Annotated in this window: 17 protein-coding genes and 3 tRNA genes; 7 read left to right on the forward strand and 13 right to left on the reverse strand. The window is 60.0% G+C overall.

All coding sequences use genetic code 11. The features are described 5' to 3' along the window. Positions 1-3: 3 nt before the first annotated feature. On the reverse strand, positions 4-1,983 hold the full coding sequence (locus KJS28_RS10405; RefSeq protein ID WP_213540813.1) for a DHH family phosphoesterase: 1,980 nt from the start codon (positions 1,981-1,983) through the stop codon (positions 4-6). A 491-nt stretch (positions 1,984-2,474) separates the two neighbouring features. On the opposite strand from KJS28_RS10405, the gene KJS28_RS10410 reads away from it, so the two are divergent. Continuing rightward, positions 2,475-4,133, forward strand: coding sequence for a ribonuclease J (locus KJS28_RS10410; RefSeq protein ID WP_213540815.1), 1,659 nt, complete (start codon positions 2,475-2,477; stop codon positions 4,131-4,133). Between the two features lie 51 nt (positions 4,134-4,184). On the opposite strand, the gene KJS28_RS10415 is transcribed toward KJS28_RS10410, so the two are convergent. Continuing rightward, positions 4,185-4,370: a hypothetical protein gene (locus KJS28_RS10415; protein WP_213540817.1), complete on the reverse strand. Its 186-nt coding sequence runs from the start codon at positions 4,368-4,370 to the stop codon at positions 4,185-4,187. Between the two features lie 22 nt (positions 4,371-4,392). Further along, positions 4,393-4,926: a hypothetical protein gene (locus KJS28_RS10420; protein ID WP_213540819.1), complete on the reverse strand. Its 534-nt coding sequence runs from the start codon at positions 4,924-4,926 to the stop codon at positions 4,393-4,395. Positions 4,927-5,066: 140 nt separating this feature from the next. On the opposite strand from KJS28_RS10420, the gene KJS28_RS10425 reads away from it, so the two are divergent. Continuing rightward, positions 5,067-5,372, forward strand: a complete 306-nt coding sequence (locus KJS28_RS10425; protein WP_213540821.1) for a helix-turn-helix domain-containing protein — start codon at positions 5,067-5,069, stop codon at positions 5,370-5,372. Between the two features lie 108 nt (positions 5,373-5,480). On the opposite strand, the gene KJS28_RS10430 is transcribed toward KJS28_RS10425, so the two are convergent. From KJS28_RS10430 to KJS28_RS10440, 3 genes are all read right to left on the reverse strand, one after another. Next, positions 5,481-7,310 carry a right-handed parallel beta-helix repeat-containing protein gene (locus KJS28_RS10430; RefSeq protein ID WP_213540823.1) on the reverse strand — a complete coding sequence of 610 codons (1,830 nt, stop codon included), beginning with the start codon at positions 7,308-7,310 and terminating at the stop codon, positions 5,481-5,483. A gap of 372 nt (positions 7,311-7,682) precedes the next feature. Continuing rightward, positions 7,683-9,182 (reverse strand): gluzincin family metallopeptidase, encoded by a 1,500-nt coding sequence (locus KJS28_RS10435; RefSeq protein WP_213540825.1) that lies wholly within the window; start codon positions 9,180-9,182, stop codon positions 7,683-7,685. Next, positions 9,179-9,541 (reverse strand): winged helix-turn-helix transcriptional regulator, encoded by a 363-nt coding sequence (locus tag KJS28_RS10440; RefSeq protein WP_324614733.1) that lies wholly within the window; start codon positions 9,539-9,541, stop codon positions 9,179-9,181. The genes KJS28_RS10435 and KJS28_RS10440 overlap by 4 nt, the downstream gene beginning before the upstream one ends. A gap of 120 nt (positions 9,542-9,661) precedes the next feature. Here KJS28_RS10440 and KJS28_RS10445 point away from each other — a divergent pair, with 120 nt between their 5' ends. After that, a complete protein-coding gene (locus KJS28_RS10445) occupies positions 9,662-10,282 on the forward strand; it encodes a LysE/ArgO family amino acid transporter (protein ID WP_213540827.1) in 621 nt (206 codons plus the stop codon). 76 nt (positions 10,283-10,358) lie between these two features. On the opposite strand, the gene KJS28_RS10450 is transcribed toward KJS28_RS10445, so the two are convergent. Continuing rightward, positions 10,359-11,702 (reverse strand): short-chain fatty acid transporter, encoded by a 1,344-nt coding sequence (locus tag KJS28_RS10450; protein ID WP_213540829.1) that lies wholly within the window; start codon positions 11,700-11,702, stop codon positions 10,359-10,361. 476 nt (positions 11,703-12,178) lie between these two features. On the opposite strand from KJS28_RS10450, the gene KJS28_RS12860 reads away from it, so the two are divergent. Then, positions 12,179-12,382 (forward strand): tyrosine-type recombinase/integrase, encoded by a 204-nt coding sequence (locus KJS28_RS12860; RefSeq protein WP_407701764.1) that lies wholly within the window; start codon positions 12,179-12,181, stop codon positions 12,380-12,382. A 51-nt stretch (positions 12,383-12,433) separates the two neighbouring features. On the opposite strand, the gene KJS28_RS10460 is transcribed toward KJS28_RS12860, so the two are convergent. Beyond that, positions 12,434-12,509, reverse strand: a tRNA-Val gene (locus KJS28_RS10460). A 117-nt stretch (positions 12,510-12,626) separates the two neighbouring features. Between KJS28_RS10460 and ymfI the strand changes: the two genes are divergently transcribed. Next, positions 12,627-13,361 carry an elongation factor P 5-aminopentanone reductase gene (ymfI, locus tag KJS28_RS10465; protein WP_213540833.1) on the forward strand — a complete coding sequence of 245 codons (735 nt, stop codon included), beginning with the start codon at positions 12,627-12,629 and terminating at the stop codon, positions 13,359-13,361. A 53-nt stretch (positions 13,362-13,414) separates the two neighbouring features. Here ymfI and KJS28_RS10470 read toward each other — a convergent pair whose 3' ends face one another. From KJS28_RS10470 to KJS28_RS10480, 3 genes are all read right to left on the reverse strand, one after another. Further along, entirely contained in the window at positions 13,415-14,161 is a 747-nt protein-coding gene (locus KJS28_RS10470; protein ID WP_213540834.1) for an XRE family transcriptional regulator, read from the reverse strand. Positions 14,162-14,454: 293 nt separating this feature from the next. Further along, positions 14,455-14,539 (reverse strand) — tRNA-Tyr (locus KJS28_RS10475). A gap of 9 nt (positions 14,540-14,548) precedes the next feature. Further along, positions 14,549-14,624: transfer RNA gene (locus KJS28_RS10480), tRNA-Thr, on the reverse strand. 122 nt (positions 14,625-14,746) lie between these two features. Here KJS28_RS10480 and KJS28_RS10485 point away from each other — a divergent pair. After that, the gene (locus tag KJS28_RS10485) at positions 14,747-14,980 is read left to right on the forward strand and encodes a hypothetical protein (RefSeq protein WP_213540836.1); all 234 of its coding nucleotides are present in this window, start codon (positions 14,747-14,749) and stop codon (positions 14,978-14,980) included. After that, entirely contained in the window at positions 14,961-15,266 is a 306-nt protein-coding gene (locus KJS28_RS10490; protein WP_021858156.1) for an RNA polymerase sigma factor, read from the forward strand. The genes KJS28_RS10485 and KJS28_RS10490 overlap by 20 nt, the downstream gene beginning before the upstream one ends. An 85-nt stretch (positions 15,267-15,351) precedes the next feature. Here KJS28_RS10490 and KJS28_RS10495 read toward each other — a convergent pair whose 3' ends face one another. Further along, positions 15,352-16,323 (reverse strand): D-2-hydroxyacid dehydrogenase, encoded by a 972-nt coding sequence (locus KJS28_RS10495; protein ID WP_213540838.1) that lies wholly within the window; start codon positions 16,321-16,323, stop codon positions 15,352-15,354. Next, a complete protein-coding gene (locus KJS28_RS10500; RefSeq protein ID WP_213540840.1) occupies positions 16,320-17,906 on the reverse strand; it encodes an NAD(P)/FAD-dependent oxidoreductase in 1,587 nt (528 codons plus the stop codon). The genes KJS28_RS10495 and KJS28_RS10500 overlap by 4 nt, the downstream gene beginning before the upstream one ends. Positions 17,907-17,942 lie beyond the last annotated feature (36 nt).

Here is a 17,942-nt window from a genome sequence, read left to right on the forward strand (position 1 = left end):
TCCTTATTCTTCAAAATACTTATCAATGGCACGCAGCAGCGTGGCCTTCGCCTCCGCCACCGTCATGCCGGAGCACTGGCCGCCGGCGGTGGTGGAGTTGCCTCCGCCCCCCAGCGTCTCTACCAGCACCTGTACGTTGATCTCGCCCAGAGAGCGGGCGGAGATGTAAATGCCGTCGTCCTTGCGGTACAGCACGAAGGAAGCACGGACCCCCTGCAGGGTCAGCATCTCATCGGCGGCCTTGGCGGCAATGACCCGGTCGCACTCCTGATCCAGCGCCGCAATGGCGATGTCGCCGTGGTACAGCTCTGCCCGGCGGATGATATCGTAGCGGGAGATCATGGACTGGAGGTCGCTCTGGAACATCCGCTGTACGTCCGCCGTATCCGCCCCGGCCCGGCGCAGGTACGCTGCCGCCTCGAAGGTGCGGCCGCCGGTGCGGTTGGTGAAATTCTTGGTGTCCAGCACGATGCCGGCCAGCAGCGCCTCGGACTCCGCCTTCAACAGGTCGCCCGGCTCGATGAGGTACTGGAGCAGCTCCGTCACCAGCTCCGACGCTGAGGAGGCGTAGGGTTCGTGGTAGTTCAGGGCCATCTTGTCGATGTAGCCGCTGCCCCGGCGGTGGTGGTCGATGACCGCCACCCGGTTGCAGGCATCCAGCAGAGGTTCGGACTCCACGCTGCCGGGGCGGTTGGTATCCACCACCACCAGCAGCGTCTCCGGCTGGACCCGCAGGAAGGCATCATCGCCGCTGAGGAAGGCCCCCTGATACTCCGGCAGGGCCTGCAGGCGGCGCAGCACCGGATGGGCGGCGTTATTCTCCGTATCGATGACGATGCGGCACTTCTTGCCACGCTTGCGGACGATGGCGCACACGCCTGCGGCGGCGCCCAGTGCGTCCATATCCGCATAGCTGTGGCCCATGACGTAGACCTGCTTGGCCTCGTCGATGAGCTCCGCCAGCGCATTGGCCATGACCCGTGACTTCACCTTGGTGCGCTTCTCCGTAGCCTTGGAGCGGCCGCCGTAGAACTCGAAATTCAGCTTGTCCTTCACCACTGCCTGATCGCCGCCACGGCTCAGGGCCATTTCCAGCGCCACGGAGGCATTTTTGAACAGGGCCTCGAAGCTGTCGGCATCCCGGCCCACGCCGATGGACAGGGTGGCTGCCACGCCCTCTCCGGCCACCACCTCACGGACGGCATCCAGCACGTCGAAGCGCTTGGCGGCAAAGTCGGAGAAGCTCTTCTCCTCGAACACAAAGAGGTAGCGGTCCCGGTCATATTTCAGCATCATCCCCTCGGCGCCGGCAGACCACTGGCTCAGCTTTTCCTCCAGCATGGCCCGCACCGCAGAGCGCTTGCCCTCCGGGGTGGCCTTCATCAGGTCCTCGTAGTTATCCACCATGAGGATGGCCACCACCGGCCGGGTCAGCTCCAGCGTCCGGCGCATCTCCTCGGTGTCGGTAACGTCCATCCAGTAGGTGGTGGCCAGTGCGCTCTGGCCGCCCTCCGGGTGGCTGACGCCGCCGAACACCCGATAGGTGCGGTGGTTCCACACCACGGTCTCCGGGGCCTCGGTCTTGCCCTCCAGCAGCCAGTGGAAGGAGATATTGGGGAACACCGTCTCCAGATGGGCATCGAAGATGCCCTCCCGCTGCTCCGTCAGCTGGAGGAAGCTCTCGCTGCTCCAGAGGATATCCTCCGTGGCCAGATCAAAGACCATCATGGGCAGGGGGGTGAAGAGCATATTGCTGGAGCGGGCGGAGTCCATGCCGCCGTAAAACCGCTGGATATACTGGCGCAGACTCTGCTGGGTAGCCTTGCTGCGGCGGCGGCCCAGCAGGAAGAAGGCCACGGCGGCCACGCCCTCGCCAATGGCGAGGCGCACGTCAAAGGGGATCGCTGCCAGGGCAAACAGCACCAGGCACAGCGAGAAGATCGTGATATTCGTCCGGAGGAGTCGGGCGATCCGTTTATTCAAGGCGCATCCCTCCCTGTTTTGGCGGACTGCGCTGTTCCGCCATTTTGAATTACATTATTATAGCATAGTTTTTCCTCTGCTACAACGTCTTTCTTATCGGTTTGAAAAAGTCTTTTCCGGGGTACTTTTTCGGCGGAGGGATCGGAGAAATGCGGGTTTTGCGAGGGGCGGCGAAAAAAGGGGGAAAGAAAGGCTGTACAAATGCGGAGAAATATGATATACTTTGTGTAAATCGTTGAAAAGCGATGGCCTTTTTTGTATTTTTTGCGGAGGCGGCGGGCCTTCGTGATCAAATAAACGAGGGGATTCCCCTCACCACTTTTGCACAGGACAGTCGGGCGGGCCGCCGGACTTCTCCGGCGATACAGCGCCGCAGAGAAACGTCGGGAGCCGCCTCTATTTTGCCGTGTCCGTTTGCGGAGCAGCTGCGTCCGCCGACGGGCAGTCTGTCTGTGCGCTACTTATCTTGTAAAGGAGAATATTCAACACATATGGCAGAAAAATTGAAGATCATTCCTCTGGGCGGTCTCAACGAGATCGGCAAGAACATGACCGCCTATGAGTACGGCGGGGAGATCATTGTGGTGGACTGCGGCATGGCATTCCCCGGCGATGATATGTACGGCATCGACTGCGTCATCCCCGACGTCACCTATCTCATCAAGAACAGATCCCGGCTGCGGGGCCTGTTCATCACCCATGGCCATGAGGACCATATCGGGGCCATCCCCTACGTCCTCAAGCAGGTAAATATGCCCATCTACTGCACCCGCTTTACCGCCGGACTCATCAAGCTGAAGCTGCAGGAGCACCGGCTGCTGGACAGCACCAAGCTGGTGACGGTGGAGGCCGGGCAGACGGTGAAGGCGGGGAAGTTTCAGGTGGAATTCATCCATGTGAACCACTCCATTGCCGACTCCGTGGCCTTCGCCATCCACACCCGCATGGGCGTGGTGGTCCACACCGGCGACTTCAAGATCGACTCCACCCCCATTGACGGGGAGGTCATCGATCTGGCCCGGTTCGGGGCTCTGGGCAAGGAGGGGGTGCTGGCGCTGCTGGCGGACTCCACCAACGTGGAGCGCCCCGGCTACACCATGAGCGAGCGGATGGTGGGCAAGACCTTCCAGCGGCAGTTCACCGGCTGCAAGCAGCGCATCATCGTTACCACCTTCGCCAGCAACGTCCACCGCATCCAGCAGATCATTGACGCTGCCGCCGCCTGCGGGCGGAAGGTGGCCGTTACCGGCCGCAGCATGGAGAACATCATGAAGGTCTCCACGGAGCTGGGGTATATGAAGATCCCCAAGGGGGTGCTGATGGACATCAACCGCATCAAGGGCCTGCCGCCCCAGCAGCAGGTCATCATCACCACCGGCTCCCAGGGCGAGGAGATGAGCGCCCTGTACCGGATGGCGTTTTCCACCCACAAGCAGATCGACATCGGGCCGCAGGACAAGGTCATTATCTCCGCCTCCGCCATCCCCGGCAACGAGGTAACGGTGGGCCGGGTCATCAATGAGCTGTTCCGCAAGGGCGCCGACGTGGTGTACGACAAGGCGGATATGCTGCACGTGTCGGGCCACGCCTGTCAGGAGGAGCTGAAGATCATCCACGCTTTGACCAAGCCCAAGTTCTTCATTCCCCTGCATGGTGAGCAGCGGATGCTGCAGATCCACAAGCGGGTGGCGGAAGCCATGGGCATGGACCCCCGGAACATCTGCGTGGCCGAAAACGGCTCCGTCATCGAGCTGACCACCAAGCACATGAAGTGCGAGGCCTCCGTACCCGCCGGGGAGGTCTTTGTGGACGGCTCCGGCGTGGGTGAAGTGGGTGCTGTGGTACTCAATGACCGGAAGCTGCTGGCCGAGGACGGCATGGTGGTGGTGGTACTGAGTATGTCCTCCCACGACCACCGGCTGCTGTGTGAGCCGGAGATCGTCACCCGCGGCTTCGTGTATGTGAAGGAATCCGAGGAGCTTTTGCAGGAGCTGCGGGAGCTGGCCATGTCCACAGTGGACGGAATGGCCGCCCGGCGGCGCAAGGACGACAACGAGGTGTGCCGTGCCGTGCGCTCGGCGGTGAGCAGCTACCTCTATAAGCACACCAAGCGCAGCCCCATGATCATCCCCATGGTCACAAAGCTGTAAGAAGGGAATATAGGAAAACCGCTGGCCGTTACGGCCAGCGGTTTTTTAATGTCAGCGGCGGTCCCGATAAACCGGACATCTCTGATACTCTTCGCCGTAATCGGGGTTGCCGGTGTACTTCACCTGCGGGTCATTGGTGGCAAAGCGCTTGCCGCAGAGCTTGCAGACATACTCGTCATTGTCGTAGCTACTGAGGCAGCCCTTGCTGATGTAGTCCAGATAATAACAGCGAGCCATGATGTGTTCCTCCTTGTTAAAATTAAAAGTGTTTGGTTGGCTTCAGCCGCATGACGACGATTCGACCGTCATCCTTATATTCAACAGAATAATCCTCTCCCAGAATTTCCCTAATGGCTTCCGCCAGTGCGGCTTGTTGACGAACAAACACACAATCGGTAACGCCAAGATTCTGAATCGGATGATATTCATAGGAAAACGCTTTACTATCGGTGAGTTCAGGGACACGATGCGCTAAAAAATCATAGCTGCGCACCATCCCGTCTGTACGTCCGGAGGCACCGCTTTTGTCGATGACGATCTCCTCCGGATTGCGCTCCGTCCCGTCGCAAATGGTCTTTAGGATTTCCCTTGTCAACGGGCTATTTTTATACCGCTTTACCAGAGACGTTCGGTATCGCTCCGCTTCTTCTTCCGCCTGCTGTTTTCGCTTGCGATCCTGCATTTGCACGGCCTGCCACTGTTGTTCCTTTTCCGTCTTTTTTGTAAAATCCCACAGAGCCGAAAGTAGGAAACACAGCACTGCCACACCAACGATTCCAATCAGCGCTTCCACTCTTCATCACCATCTACTTTCCACAGTATTTTTTCTCATTATATCTATTTAAAATAGTTATGTCAAGAAAATATCCTAAATAACCGGATAAGATTCAGCAGACTATATAGTACAATTATCAAAAAGCGTGGAGGTGGGTCATGGAGAAGAAGCAGTTTGCCCGACGGATGTCACAGCTGCGGCAGGCCAAGGGCGTATCGGCTCGTGATATGAGTCTTTCGCTGGGACAGAGCGCCGGGTACATCAACAACATCGAAAACGGCGTGAATCTGCCGTCCATGTCCACGTTCTTCTACATCTGTGAGTATCTGGGCGTGACGCCGGAGGAATTTTTTGCAGCAGAACTCGCAGACCCGGTACGTCTGTTGTCGCTGAGCAAATCCCTGCGGCGGCTCAGCAGCCGCCAGTTGGAATTGTTGGAGCAGCTGGTACAGGAAATGAAATAAATCGCTCTCCTCAAGGGGGAGGGCGATTTATTCTGTCTCGGATATTGCTGTAAGCGGACAAGGCCACCCTTTAGCAGGGTGGCCTTGCTCGTTATCAGCTCTCTGCGCTTACTGCACCTTGGTGCCGTCGATGGTGACGGTGAGGTGAGCGGCGTCCATGCTGTTCTTGTTGGCCCACAGGGTGGAGCCCGTATTCTTGCCGGCTGCGAAGCCGTTGACCGTGGCGTTGTTGACGGTCAGGGTGTAGGTGGCATTGTAGTCGTTGCCCACCTCGATGGCAGCCTTACCGGCAGCGCCGCTCTTGCGGTCGTTGAAGGTGCAGTTGTTCACCACCAGATCGGTGGGCTTCTCGGCGGTGGCCTGACCGTAGAGGAGGATGGCCTTGCCGTTGGTGTTGAAAGTGCAGCCCTCGAAGGTCACGTCCGTGCCGCCCCAGGTCCAGATGGAGTACTGGTTGGCCATCGTGTTATCGAAGGTGCAGTTGATGAAGGTGGCCTTGCCGTACAGAGTCAGCTTGCCCTTGATGGTGCAGTTGCGATAGACCAGCTCGTCGCAGACGATGCCGTCGAAGCTGCCCTCACCGGCCTGAACGGTCACATTCTCAAAGGTGAAGGTGGAGCCGCGCTGATAGTTCAGCTGACCGCCCTCGGCACCGGTGGCATTCGTGATGACGTCCACGGTCTGAGTGCCGTCACCCACGAAGGTGATGTTGCGGGCCTTGGCACCCTCGTTGGCGATGCCGTTGTCCAGCGTCAGGGTCTGGTCGGCGGGCATGACGACCGTGATGTCCTTGTTTGTAGAATCGGTGATGGCGTTGTTCAGGTCTTCCTGCGTGCCGGGGATCACGCCGGTACCCTTGACCACGGTGTACCAGGTGTCATCGCCGTGCTTCTCGGAGACCACGGAATAGCCGTCAGCTACGAAGCTGCCGCCCAGATTGTCGTCACCCTTGGAGGGATCGTAGTTCACAAAGGTGCCGCCCTTGACGGTGATGGTGCCGGGGTTGTTGTTCTTCTGGTTCAGCACATAGTAGAAGCCGCTCCAGTTGTAGTTGGTATAGAAGAAGCCGCCCTCGATGACGATGTTGCCGCCGTTGCTCTCCACGACGGAGTTGCCCTCGCCGTTGGCATCGCTGCCCACGGTGAAGGTGCCGCCCTGAATGGTCACGGTGGCACCGTTCATGGCATAGACGCAGATGTTATTGCCGCCATTGCCGCCGTCATAATAGCCGCCGGTGATGGTGACACTGGTGTCCTGCCCGCTGGCCTTTACGGCGATGTCATTGGGGTTCAGAGCCACGACACCGTTGCTGAGGGTGTGGGTACCTTCGGTGAATTCCTGCGTACCCTTATAGGCAGCGTTCTTGTCATACTGGTTGTTGAAGCTGTCGCTCTCCACGGTGTCCTGCGTGGCGTAGACGGTGATGGAAATGCCGCTGATGGTCAGATCCATGTAATCGTTGCCGGCAGACTCCTTCATGTGGCCCTTGATGGTGAACTCGTTGCTCTCACCGGCCTTCAGGTGCTGTTCGGCACCCATCGCCACATCCCCGATGGTCCACTCGATAGCCTCGTTCAGCTTGGCATCCCCCTTGATGCCGGTGATCTTGATCATGTACTTCAGAGCCAGATTGCCGTTGTTGACGACACGCAGCTCCGGCAGGGTATAGGTGCAGCCCGGCTCCCACAGGATGGCTTCGCCCTTGGCATCAGCAGCCTTGACGAAGTCCAGCGTCTTGCCCTCGGCGGAGACCCAGTTGCCGCTGGCATCCTTCATCTCCAGAGCAACATCCAGTTTGCCGGCCTGGATCTTGTTGACGCCGGTGGATGCGGTGTCGGTGAACCATGCGAAGGTAGCGCCTACCAGCATAGCCAGGCACAGGACCATGGCCATAACGCTGCCCAGCAAGGCCCGTTTGGTACTCTTGCGGTTTGTCATAGTATCTTCCTCCTATTTTTTTGTGTGTGGGGCGATGGGGCGCTGCAAGGAGAATGCGGACTCTCACGTCGGGGCTGCGCCCCTCCTCAGAATGGCAACCTCTTTGACCTCTCCTTATCGTTTCTAAGAAACGATAAAAGCCCATGGGCTTTTCGCCGCACACTTGATAGTTGTATCATAGCACCATGATCGACAGAGTGCAAGGGGTATTTGTCCTATTTCGTCATTTTTTACAGACCTTTCACCCGTTGTCCGTGGAGAATAGACAGGAGAGGGTTTCTATTCTTCGGCGGGTGGACGGACAGAAATCGCCCCGAAGGGTTCCGTGGAACACTCCGGGGCGATAATATCTTGTATTATCGTTACGAGAAATTACAATTCGTATATCTCCGTGAACTTCTTTTCCAGATACGCCACGTACTCCTCCGGACGGAAGGGGCCGCAGACGGACTCGAAGAGGGCCACAGGGTCCTTCATGCAGCCGTACTTCCAGATCTTCTCCTCCAGCCAGCGGTTGATGGCGGTGAGCTTGCCGGAGCGGACGGCGGCCTCCACGTCCAGATCCTTCTGCATCTCCAGCAGGTACTGGGCGCCGTAGGCGGAGCCGATGGCGTAGGAGGGGAAATAGCCGATGTTGCCGTTGGCCCAGTGGGAATCCTGCAGGACGCCCTCCCGATCGGAGGGGACATCCACGCCCAGATACTCCTTATATAACCGGTTCCATGCGGCGGGCAGGTCGTGGGCGGTGATGGTGCCGGCGAACATCTGCTTCTCCAGCTCATAGCGGACCATGATGTGCAGGCAGTAGGTAAGCTCATCGGCCTCGGTGCGGATCAGAGAGGGCCGGGAGCGGTTCACCATGCGGTAGAACTGCTCCTCCGTCACGTCCACCAGCTGGGCGGGGAAGTGCTCCTTCAGCCACGGCAGCAGGACGGAGCAGAAGGCCCGGCTGCGGCCGATGATGTTCTCGTAGAACCGGGACTGGCTCTCGTGGATGCCCATGGAGACGCCGTTTCCAAGGCAGGTGCGAGCCAACTCCCGGCCGGTGTGGAGCTCATAGAGGGCGTGGCCGCCCTCATGGACCACGGAGTACAGGGAAGAGGCCACCTGATCGGCGAAGTAGTGGGTGGTGATGCGGACGTCGTCACGGGAGAAGTTGGTGGTGAAGGGGTGCTCCGTCTCGCCGATGATACAGTGGTCCCGGTCGATGTCCATGACGTCCATGATGAAGTCGGAGAACTGGCGCTGGATAGCCACGGGGTAGTTCCGGTGCAGAGGGGCATCGTCCACCCGGTCGGCGTGGGCGGTGGCCTGTTGGATCAGCGGCACCAGCTTCTCCCGCAGGGAGGCGAAGAAAGCGTCGCACTGGGCCACCGTCAGGCCACGCTCAAAGGTGGAGAGCATGGTCTCGTAGGGGGCCTTCTCCGGCTCCCAGTAGCCGGCCATGCGGCGGCTGGCATCGAACATCTGCTGGAGATAGGGCTCGAAGAGGGCAAAGTCATTCTTCTCCTTGGCCTCGTGCCACACGGCGTCGGACTTGGCGGACAGCTCCTGATAGGCTACGTACTCCTCCACCGGAACACGGTGGGTGCGGTCGTAGTCACGCCACAGCTCCTCCGCCTTCCGGCGGGTGATGGGGTCCAGCTCCTCACGGTTTTCCATAAGGGTGCGGAGCATCTCCACCGTCTCCGGGGCGGTGGTGAGCTCATAGCCCATGCGGGAGAGCTCACCCAGAGTGCTGCCCCGCAGCTCCGCCGTCCCCTTGGGGGCAATGGTGGCGCCATCGTAGTACATAAGGCCCGTTGCGTGGTTCAGGGCAAAGGTGGCTTTCTCATAGCCTTGCAGCTTTTCCAGTGCTTCTTGGATGGTCATTGCGGTTCCTCCTTTTTCGTTGTGGATTCATCGGCGGGCATACGGGCCTCCGCCCAGTCGGACAGCTGCTCCAGAATGGGCAGCAGGCGGCGGCAGTCCTCGGTGGGGGCATACTCCACCCGCACCGGCACCTCCAGATACTCCCGGCGCAGGATCAATCCGTCCCGCTCCAGCTCCCGCAGAGCCGAGGACAGCGCGGTGTTGCTGATACCATCCAGCTTGCCCCGCAGGGCATTGTAGCGGATGGTCCCGGCGTTGGTGACGGAGCACAGGATCTGCACCTTCCACTTGCCGCCAATGAGGGACATGGCGTAGTGCAGGGGGCATTTCTCCATACAGGGGCAGTCATAATGGGACACGGTCAGTTCCTCCTTACCTGCTCAGCTTTATCTGCGCTCTTGCGCTTCGGGGAGAATGTGTTATCATTATAGCAGGTAGCAAAACCGGAGTAAATAACCAATAAGGAGAAAATCACCGCTATGAACATTTATTTGCAGGGACTGACCATGGGACTGGCGTATGTGGCCCCCATTGGCTTGCAGAATCTGTTTGTCATCAACAGCGCCCTGACCCAGAAGCGCAGCCGGGTCTATCTGACGGCGCTGATCGTGATTCTATGGGACGTCTCGCTGGGTGTCTCCTGCTTTTTAGGGGCAGGCGCTCTGATGCAGGCTTTGCCGTGGTTGCAGAAGGTCATTCTGGGGCTGGGCAGTCTCATCGTCATCTGGATCGGTATCGGGCTGCTGCGGTCCAAGGCATCGCTGGAGGGCGGTAAGGATGTAAACGTGCCGGTATGGAAGCTGTTCACCACCGCCTTCGTGGTGACGTGGTTCAATCCGCAGGCCATCATCGACGGCACCATGATGCTGGGGGCCTTCCGGGCCAGCCTGCCCACCGGGGGCGATCTACCCTTTATCTTCGGCTTCGGCAGTGCGTCGGTGATCTGGTTTCTGACTCTCTCCACCATTGTGTCGCTGCTGGGCAGCAAATTCAACGAGAAGGCGCTGAACATCATCAATAAGGTGTGCGGCGGTGTGATCATTTTCTATGGCTGCAAGCTCATCTGGAACTTCGTGCAGCTGATGGGCTGGGTGAAGTAAAATCGAAACCGCAAAAGAGGCTGGGTGGACACCCAGCCTCTTTTGCTTTGAGGAGTATGGAAAAGATAGGAAGATATCAGAACAGAAGACCCCAGGCCAGGAAGCCCAAGCAGGCTACCAGACCCACGAACAGCAGGACCACCACCAGATAGCCCATGATGTCACGGGCAGACAGCTTGGCGATACCCAGCGCAGGCAAGGCCCAGAAGGGCTGGATCATGTTGGTCCACTGGTCGCCCCATGCAATGGCCATAGCAGTACGGCCAGCGCCGATGCCCAGTTCTGCGCCGGCAGGCATCATGATGGGACCCTGCACGGCCCACTGGCCGCCGCCGGAGGGAACGAAGAAGTTCACGATACCGGCTGCCAGGAAGGACAGCATGGGGAAGGTGACGTTGTTGGAGATGTTCACGAAGAACTGGGAGATGACGCCTGCCAGAGACACACCGGCCTCATTCTGCACCACCATCATACCCATGATACCGGCATAGAAGGGGAACTGCAGCAGCACACCGGAGGCGCTGCCGGCGGCTTCCGCCACAGCGTCCACATAGCGGCGCAGGTCGCCGTGGAGCAGGATACCGAGGAACATGAAGATCATGTTGACGATGTTCAGGCCCAGCGTAAAGCCGTTGGTGACGAAGTAGTAGATGATATACACCAGAAAGGCCAGGCACAGGATGCCCCACAGGATCTTGGAATGCTCCAGCTTCTCAGCGGGGGTGTTGATCTCGTAGGTCTTATCCTCGTCCTCCACCAGCAGGGTGGGATCGATGGTGACGGCACGCTCCCGGTCAGGGTGCATGGCGTAGTTGATGAAGGGCATGGCCAGCAGCACCACGGCGCACATGATGATGTTCATGGGGTGGAAGATGGTCTCGGTGATGGCGGCCTGATAGGTGACCTCACCGAACTTGGCGCCGGTGACCAGCGTCAGGGGAATGGATCCGGAGAGACCGGCGTGCCAGATGACGAAGCCGGAATAGGCAGAGGCGATCAGCAGGGGATAGTCCACGGTGGGGACCCGCTTGGCCACCTCCTTGGCCAGCAGCGCACCGGCCACCAGGCCGAAGCCCCAGTTGAGCCAGCAGCACACGGTGGAGACCATGGTGGTGATGACGATGGCCTGCATATTATTGTGGCACAGACCAGCGGCCTTCCGCAGCACCTTCTTACAGGGCTTGGCGGAAGCCATGGCGGAACCCAGCACCAGCACCAGAGCCATCTGCATGGAAAAGGCCAGCAGACCCCAGAAGCCGTCGGAATTGCCCCATGCAGCCAGCACCTTGATGGGACCCATGCCGGTGGCGAACATGGCTGCCACATAGACCACGAAGGTCAGGATGACGGCAAACAGGAATGCATCCGGCAGCCAGCGGTTCACAACACGCACGCAAGCGTTGGTGAATCTCTTGAACATACTTTTTCTCCTTACATCTTGAATGCCGCCCGTGGCGGAACAACACACACATTGGTTGTTGATATTATTCTATCTCTGTAATAAAAAAATTGCAACCGTAAAGTTGACTAAAGTTTAACAATCAAAAAACTTATCTCGTCGTATATATTAACTATTATTTAACAAAGTTCGTCCGTTTATGCTGCTTGTAGTCCTGTATTGTAGAATGATTCTGCAGACTTTTTCGTGGAAACTGCGCAGAGCAGCGGAGTGTCGGTCAGGTCACGTGGGCAAATGGTACAATTTGGCAGTTTTTTCGGGTGTGATACAAAATTCTCACGGGGCGGAGGTACTTCGGCAGGCAGGGTGCGAAAATTTTCTCACGATGGGTTTTTCCAGCCCTTCGGGGATAAAAAGGGCACCGGGTGATCTGAACTGCACCCCATTTGTTGGACTGCATACAATTACATTTTATATAATTATTCTAACCATCACACATCCAGCGAACACGGCATAGAGCGCAAGGCCCCACACGCCACACATACGCATCCCGTGCGGTAAAAGAGGGATTGCCACCGGAAATGCTGCAAAAAACACTCGGACACGCCGATTATTCCACCACCGCAAACATATATACGCACATAGACGCACAGACACTTGTGGACGCTGTTACTAACACGTTACTAATAAATAAGAAATGAGCAAAAAAAAGAAAAGCCCCGGAATCGTAGTGATTCCGGGACTTTGACGTGTGGTGCACGGTACAGGACTCGAACCTGTGACCCCATGCACGTCAAGCATGTGCTCTACCAGCTGAGCTAACCGTGCGAACAAAAGTATTCTACCGGAAAGTCTCCCGTTTGTCAACACTTTTCTTGCCAATCTGAAAAGTTTTTGTTATACTGCTGTCAAAGAACATCGTAGGCGCACAAGGAGGAACACTTCATGGAGAAAATCGCACTGGTCACGGGCTCCTCCCGTGGCATCGGCCGGGCCGTGGCCACGGAACTGGCCCGGCAGGGCTGGGCCGTATGTATCAACTATCGGGAGAGGGAGGACTGCGCCCGGTCACTGGTGGAACAGCTCACCGGGGAGGGCTGCCGGGTGATGGCGGTGCAGGCGGATGTGGCCTGCCGGGAACAGGTGAATACCATGGTCCGGCAGGTGGAGGATGCCTTCGGCCCGGTAGCGCTGCTGGTGAACAACGCCGGTGTGGCGGGACAGGCCCTATTTCAGGACATCACCGATGAGCTGTGGCACCGCTACTTCTCCGTCAACGTAGACGGCGCCTACCACGCCATTCAGGCGGTGCTGCCTGCCATGCTGCACCACCACCAGGGGTGCATCATCAACACCTCCTCCATCTGGGGGCTGCGGGGCGCCAGCTGCGAGGTCACCTACTCCTGCACCAAGGCGGCCCTCATCGGCCTGACCCGATCTCTGGCGGCGGAGCTGGCCCCCACCCACATCCGGGTGAACTGCGTGGCGCCGGGTGTCATCCGCACAGATATGCTGGATGCCCTGCCCGCCGAGGTACTGCCCCAGCTGGCGCAGGAGACTCCCATGGGCCGCTTGGGAACGCCGGAGGACATCGCCCACGCCGTGGCGTTTCTGGCCTCGGACAAGGCGGACTTCATCACCGGGCAGGTGCTGACCTGCGACGGCGGCTTTATTTTGTGAGAGCGGGAAAAAAGTACCCGTCGGAAAGCCATTGGTTTTCCGACGGGTCTTTTTTATTCCGGTATAGGCAAGCCGTGGAGCATCACCCGGCCGAAGCAGGTGAGGCTGCGGCCGCTGCTGGAGGGCAGGATCACGTCCGCATCCGCCCGGCGGCGGTTGAGGCTGAACAGATACACCACCCCCAGCAGGTCCCGGTAGTACTGCTTACAGAGCATATCGCCGTCCACGCAGAAGATGCCCACGTCTCCCGCCCGCAGGGGGTCATGGTTCACGTACACCACCGAGCCGTCGTGGATATAGGGCTCCATGGAGTCGCCCTGGATCCGCACCGCCAACTCCGCCCCTGTGGGGACCTCACCGGTGACGGGCAAGGGCTCATAATCCTCCCCGAATACCGGGGCGGCATAGCCCGCTGCAGCCGGGGAGCAATACAGCGGGATGACACGGGGCGCAGGCTCCGGGGCGGCGGCCTGCAGCTCCTGCTGCATGGTCCCCAGCGCATCCGCCACGGTGTGGAGGGTCTGGCGCCCGGAGAGGCCCAGCCGACGGTACTTTTCCAGCAGGCTCCGCTCCTCGTCGCTGACCCCCTCTCCCCCGCCCCGGTAGGCATCCCGATACAGATAGTTGGGCTCCACATGAAGGGCATCGAACAGCCGCAGCAGCACCTCCTCCTTGGGAGCGCTGACGCCGGTCTCATAATTGCCCACCGCCGACCGGGATACCCCCAGCCGGTCCGCCAGCTCCGAGCGGGACAGGCCCAGCTCTTCCCGGCGCTTCTTCAGCTGATCGCCAAAGCTCATGGTCACGCCCTCCTTCGACTTCCTTCGACGGTTTCACTGTGATGCTACCATATTTCTTGTTTTCTGTCAAGGCATTTTAACAAGAAACTTGTTAATTCCCTCTTGACATAACAAGATTCTTGTGATAGTCTTAATTCACTCACAAGAATACTGGCATCACAAGGGTATCATATCCAAAGCTACTGGTATTTAGAACCGCTGGGCCGGAGGATCGTTCCTGCGCCCCGTCAGGAGACGGCATCGGCTCTCGGACAAAAAGAAAACCGACGAGTCTCGTAAAAGACTCGTCGGTTTGGTGGGGGATGGTGGATTCGAACCACCGAAGGCGTTGCCAGCAGATTTACAGTCTGTCCCCTTTGGCCACTCGGGAAATCCCCCATATCAAATTGGAGCTGGTGGACGGATTCGAACCCCCGACCTGCTGATTACAAATCAGCTGCTCTACCAGCTGAGCTACACCAGCATTTGACCAGCGAATCTATACTACCAGATGAAGGCCCGTTTGTCAACAGTATTTTTGCGTTCCCGGCGAATTTTTTCGCCGTACATAGGAGGAACATGGGGAGATCGGAAGGAGGAAGTTCTATGACCTTGCAGGAAATGTCCCACGACTATGCCGCCAGCGCCGACGCTATCGGCGAGCGCATCCGGCAGCTGCATCAGCGGGCCCTGACGGCCCAGGACCCGGAGGAGGTGCTGTGTCTGCAGCGGCGCATCCGGGAGCTGATGCCCCTGCGGCGGCAGGCCCGTGAGCTGGCGTATCACACCGCCCACTACTATGACAGGGGGTGCCACCGCTATGCGGCATACCGTATCTGACGGCTCCGGCCGCTATGACCCGCTGGATATCGCCAGCCTGCAGCTGTGGCAGCAGGGACAGCAGGAGGACAACCGCCAGCAGATCCGGCGTCTGCTGGTGAATCTGCCCTTGGCGGTGGAGGAGGAGCTGACGCCCCGGCAGCGGCAGCTGCTGAGGATGCACTTCACCCAGGGCAAGCGGGTCACGGACATCGCACAGGAGCTGGGGATCAGCAAGTCCACGGTATCCCGGACGCTGGCACGGTGTACCCAGCGGCTGTACCGCACGCTGCGGTATAGTCTGTAACAGGAAGCCCTTCGGGGCGGCACAAAGGAACAGGGCCTGCCGCATAGCGGCAGGCCCTGTTCCTATATACTTCTATATCCCGTTATCAATAGCCCTTGCGGCGGTCCACCAGCCGCTTCAGGGGCCGGCCGGCGATGTAGTTCTCGAAATCCTCGCAGAAGAGGGCCACCGCTGTATCCCGTGTGATGCCCAGCGACATGAAGCCGGAGAGATGAGGCGTCAACAGGAGGTTTTTGGTGTTCCACAGGGGATGCTCCGGGGGCAGAGGCTCCGGGCGCACCACATCCAGCGCCGCACCGGCCAGCCGTCCGGCGTTCAGGGCCTCCATCAGGGCGTCCTGATCGATGGCGGTGCCACGGCCCACGTTCACCACCACCGCCTCCTTGGGCAGCAGGGCAATGCGGCTGCGGGAGAGGATGCCCTCCGTCTCCGCCGTGCCGGGCAGGGCCATGGCCAGAATTTCCGTCTCCGGCAGCACCTGATCCAGCTGCGCCGTGGTGTACATGGCGTCGTAGGCATCGTCCACACGGCGGCCGCTGCGGGAGACACCCACCACGGTCTTGGCTCCCATGGCCTTCACCCGGCGGGCAAAGGAGGTGCCGATATCGCCGGTGCCCAGCACCGTGACGCGGCTGCCGCAGACGGAGCGCATGGGGGGCTTCTCGTTGCTCCAATCGTGGCGGCGCATCCACTCCTGCACGGTGGGCATCTGCCGCAGCAGCATCAGCGTCACCATGACCATGTGCTCGCTGATGGTCACGCCGTAGGCCCCGGAGGAGTTAGAGAGCATCACCTCCGGGCTGTGATACAGGGCGTCGTCCTTCCACTGATCCATACCGGCATAGGAGCAGCAGAACCACCGCAGGGCCGTGGCGGCCTTCAGCTCCTTGGGGGGGACGGTGCCGTAGATCACCTCATACTCCCCTGCCCGATCCTGAGGCAGGTGGCCCTCGGTGAAATAATCCACGGTGAAACCGGCGTCCCCGGCCATCTTTTCGATATGGGTACGGTGGCTGTCGTCCAGATAATCCGCCACCACTGCAAGCTTTCTCATCATGAATATACCTCCCAGATTTTTTCTGCGCAGCGCATACCGTCCGCTGCGGCGGACAGGATGCCGCCGGCATAGCCCGCCCCTTCGCCGCAGGGATACAGTCCCCGCAGCGCACTTTGTCCGCTCTCATCCCGCAGGATGCGTACCGGTGAGGAGGAGCGGGTCTCCACCGCCGTCAAAAGGGCATCCGGCTGGGCGTAGCCCCGGAGCTTCCGCTCCAGCAGGGGCAGCGCCTCCTCCATAGCCCCCGTGAGAAACGGCGGCAGGCAGTCATGGAGGTCACACCACGTGACGCCGGGACGATAGCTGGGCAGCACCGCTCCCGGCCCCGTGGAGGGACGGTGGGCCAGAAAGTCCTCCACCCGTTGGCAGGGGGCCAGAAATCCGCCGCCTCCCAGTCGGAAGGCCGCCGCCTCCAACTGCCGCTGCCACGCCACCCCCGCCAGAGGGTGATCCGTGCCGAAATCCTCCGGTGTGACGCCCACCAGCATCCCGCCGTTGATGTTCTCGCCGCTGCGGGCGTAGTGGCTCATGCCGTTGGTCACCACACGCCCCGGCTCCGAGGCCGCCGCCACCACCTGTCCGCCGGGGCAGACGCAGAAGGAGAACACGCCCCGGCCCGCCGCTGTATGGCACGACAATTTATAGGTGGAGGCCGGCAGGCACGGATGACCCGCATACTGCCGGTACTGGGCGGCGTCCATGTCCCGCTGGCGGTGCTCGATGCGGACCCCCACGGCAAAGGGCTTGGCCTCCATGGGGATCCCGGCGTCGTACAGCATCTGGAATGTATCCCGTGCGCTATGGCCCGGCGCCAGCACCACCGCCCGCACCGGCAGACGGTACGTCCCCTCCCCTGTCCGGACGTGCAGCCCCGTCAGGACGCCATCCCGGCTCTCCAGTCCCTCCAGCCGGTGGCCGAAGCGCACCTGCGCCCCCAGCGACAGCAACTCCTGCCGCAGGTTTTGCAGAGCGATGTGCAGCATATCCGTCCCCACATGGGGCTTGGCATCCGTCAGAATACTCTCCGGCGCACCGCATCGCACCAGTTCCTCTAAGATCCACCGGTGGCGCAGATCCTTAGTGCCGGTGTTCAGCTTCCCGTCGGAGAAGGCCCCGGCTCCCCCCTCTCCGAATTGTACGTTGGACTCCGGGTCCAGCACGCCGGTGCGCCAGAAGGTCTCCACGTCCCGCTGGCGGGTAACGGTATCCTGTCCCCGTTCCAGCAGAATGGGGCGCAGGCCGCATCGGGCCAGCACCAGCGCCGCAAACAGGCCGCCCGGCCCGGCGCCCACCACCACCGGCGGCACCTCCGGCGGAGACAATATCTCCGGCAAAGCGTACCGCTCCGGGGCGTACCGGCTGACCCGCCGGTCCCGGCAGCGGCGCAGCACCTGCTTCTCCTGCCGCACCTCCGCCGCCACGGTGTACACCAGATGCAGCTCCTCCCGTGCATCGATGGAACGGCGCAGCACCTGCACCGACAGCACATCCTCCTCCGGGATGCGCAGCAGCCGGGCTGCCTTCCGGTGCAGGGCCGCCTCCTTCTCCTCCGGGGTCAGCTTCAAGCCCTCCAGCTTCAGCACGGCGGCACCTCCTTTACAAAATGTTCAAAGAAAAAT

Source organism: Vescimonas coprocola, assembly GCF_018408575.1.
Taxonomy (GTDB): Bacteria; Bacillota; Clostridia; order Oscillospirales; family Oscillospiraceae; genus Vescimonas; species Vescimonas coprocola.

What these genes read in the sequence shown, in the direction of transcription:
- KJS28_RS10410 (WP_213540815.1), top strand. Translation starts at nt 2,475, where the DNA reads ATGGCAGAAAAATTGAAGATCATTCCTCTGGGCGGTCTCAACGAGATC.
- KJS28_RS10415 (WP_213540817.1), bottom strand. Translation starts at nt 4,370, where the DNA reads ATGGCTCGCTGTTATTATCTGGACTACATCAGCAAGGGCTGCCTCAGT.
- KJS28_RS10425 (WP_213540821.1), top strand. Translation starts at nt 5,067, where the DNA reads ATGGAGAAGAAGCAGTTTGCCCGACGGATGTCACAGCTGCGGCAGGCC.
- KJS28_RS10430 (WP_213540823.1), bottom strand. Translation starts at nt 7,310, where the DNA reads ATGACAAACCGCAAGAGTACCAAACGGGCCTTGCTGGGCAGCGTTATG.
- KJS28_RS10435 (WP_213540825.1), bottom strand. Translation starts at nt 9,182, where the DNA reads ATGACCATCCAAGAAGCACTGGAAAAGCTGCAAGGCTATGAGAAAGCC.
- KJS28_RS10445 (WP_213540827.1), top strand. Translation starts at nt 9,662, where the DNA reads ATGAACATTTATTTGCAGGGACTGACCATGGGACTGGCGTATGTGGCC.
- KJS28_RS10450 (WP_213540829.1), bottom strand. Translation starts at nt 11,702, where the DNA reads ATGTTCAAGAGATTCACCAACGCTTGCGTGCGTGTTGTGAACCGCTGG.
- ymfI (WP_213540833.1), top strand. Translation starts at nt 12,627, where the DNA reads ATGGAGAAAATCGCACTGGTCACGGGCTCCTCCCGTGGCATCGGCCGG.
- KJS28_RS10470 (WP_213540834.1), bottom strand. Translation starts at nt 14,161, where the DNA reads ATGAGCTTTGGCGATCAGCTGAAGAAGCGCCGGGAAGAGCTGGGCCTG.
- KJS28_RS10485 (WP_213540836.1), top strand. Translation starts at nt 14,747, where the DNA reads ATGACCTTGCAGGAAATGTCCCACGACTATGCCGCCAGCGCCGACGCT.
- KJS28_RS10490 (WP_021858156.1), top strand. Translation starts at nt 14,961, where the DNA reads ATGCGGCATACCGTATCTGACGGCTCCGGCCGCTATGACCCGCTGGAT.
- KJS28_RS10495 (WP_213540838.1), bottom strand. Translation starts at nt 16,323, where the DNA reads ATGATGAGAAAGCTTGCAGTGGTGGCGGATTATCTGGACGACAGCCAC.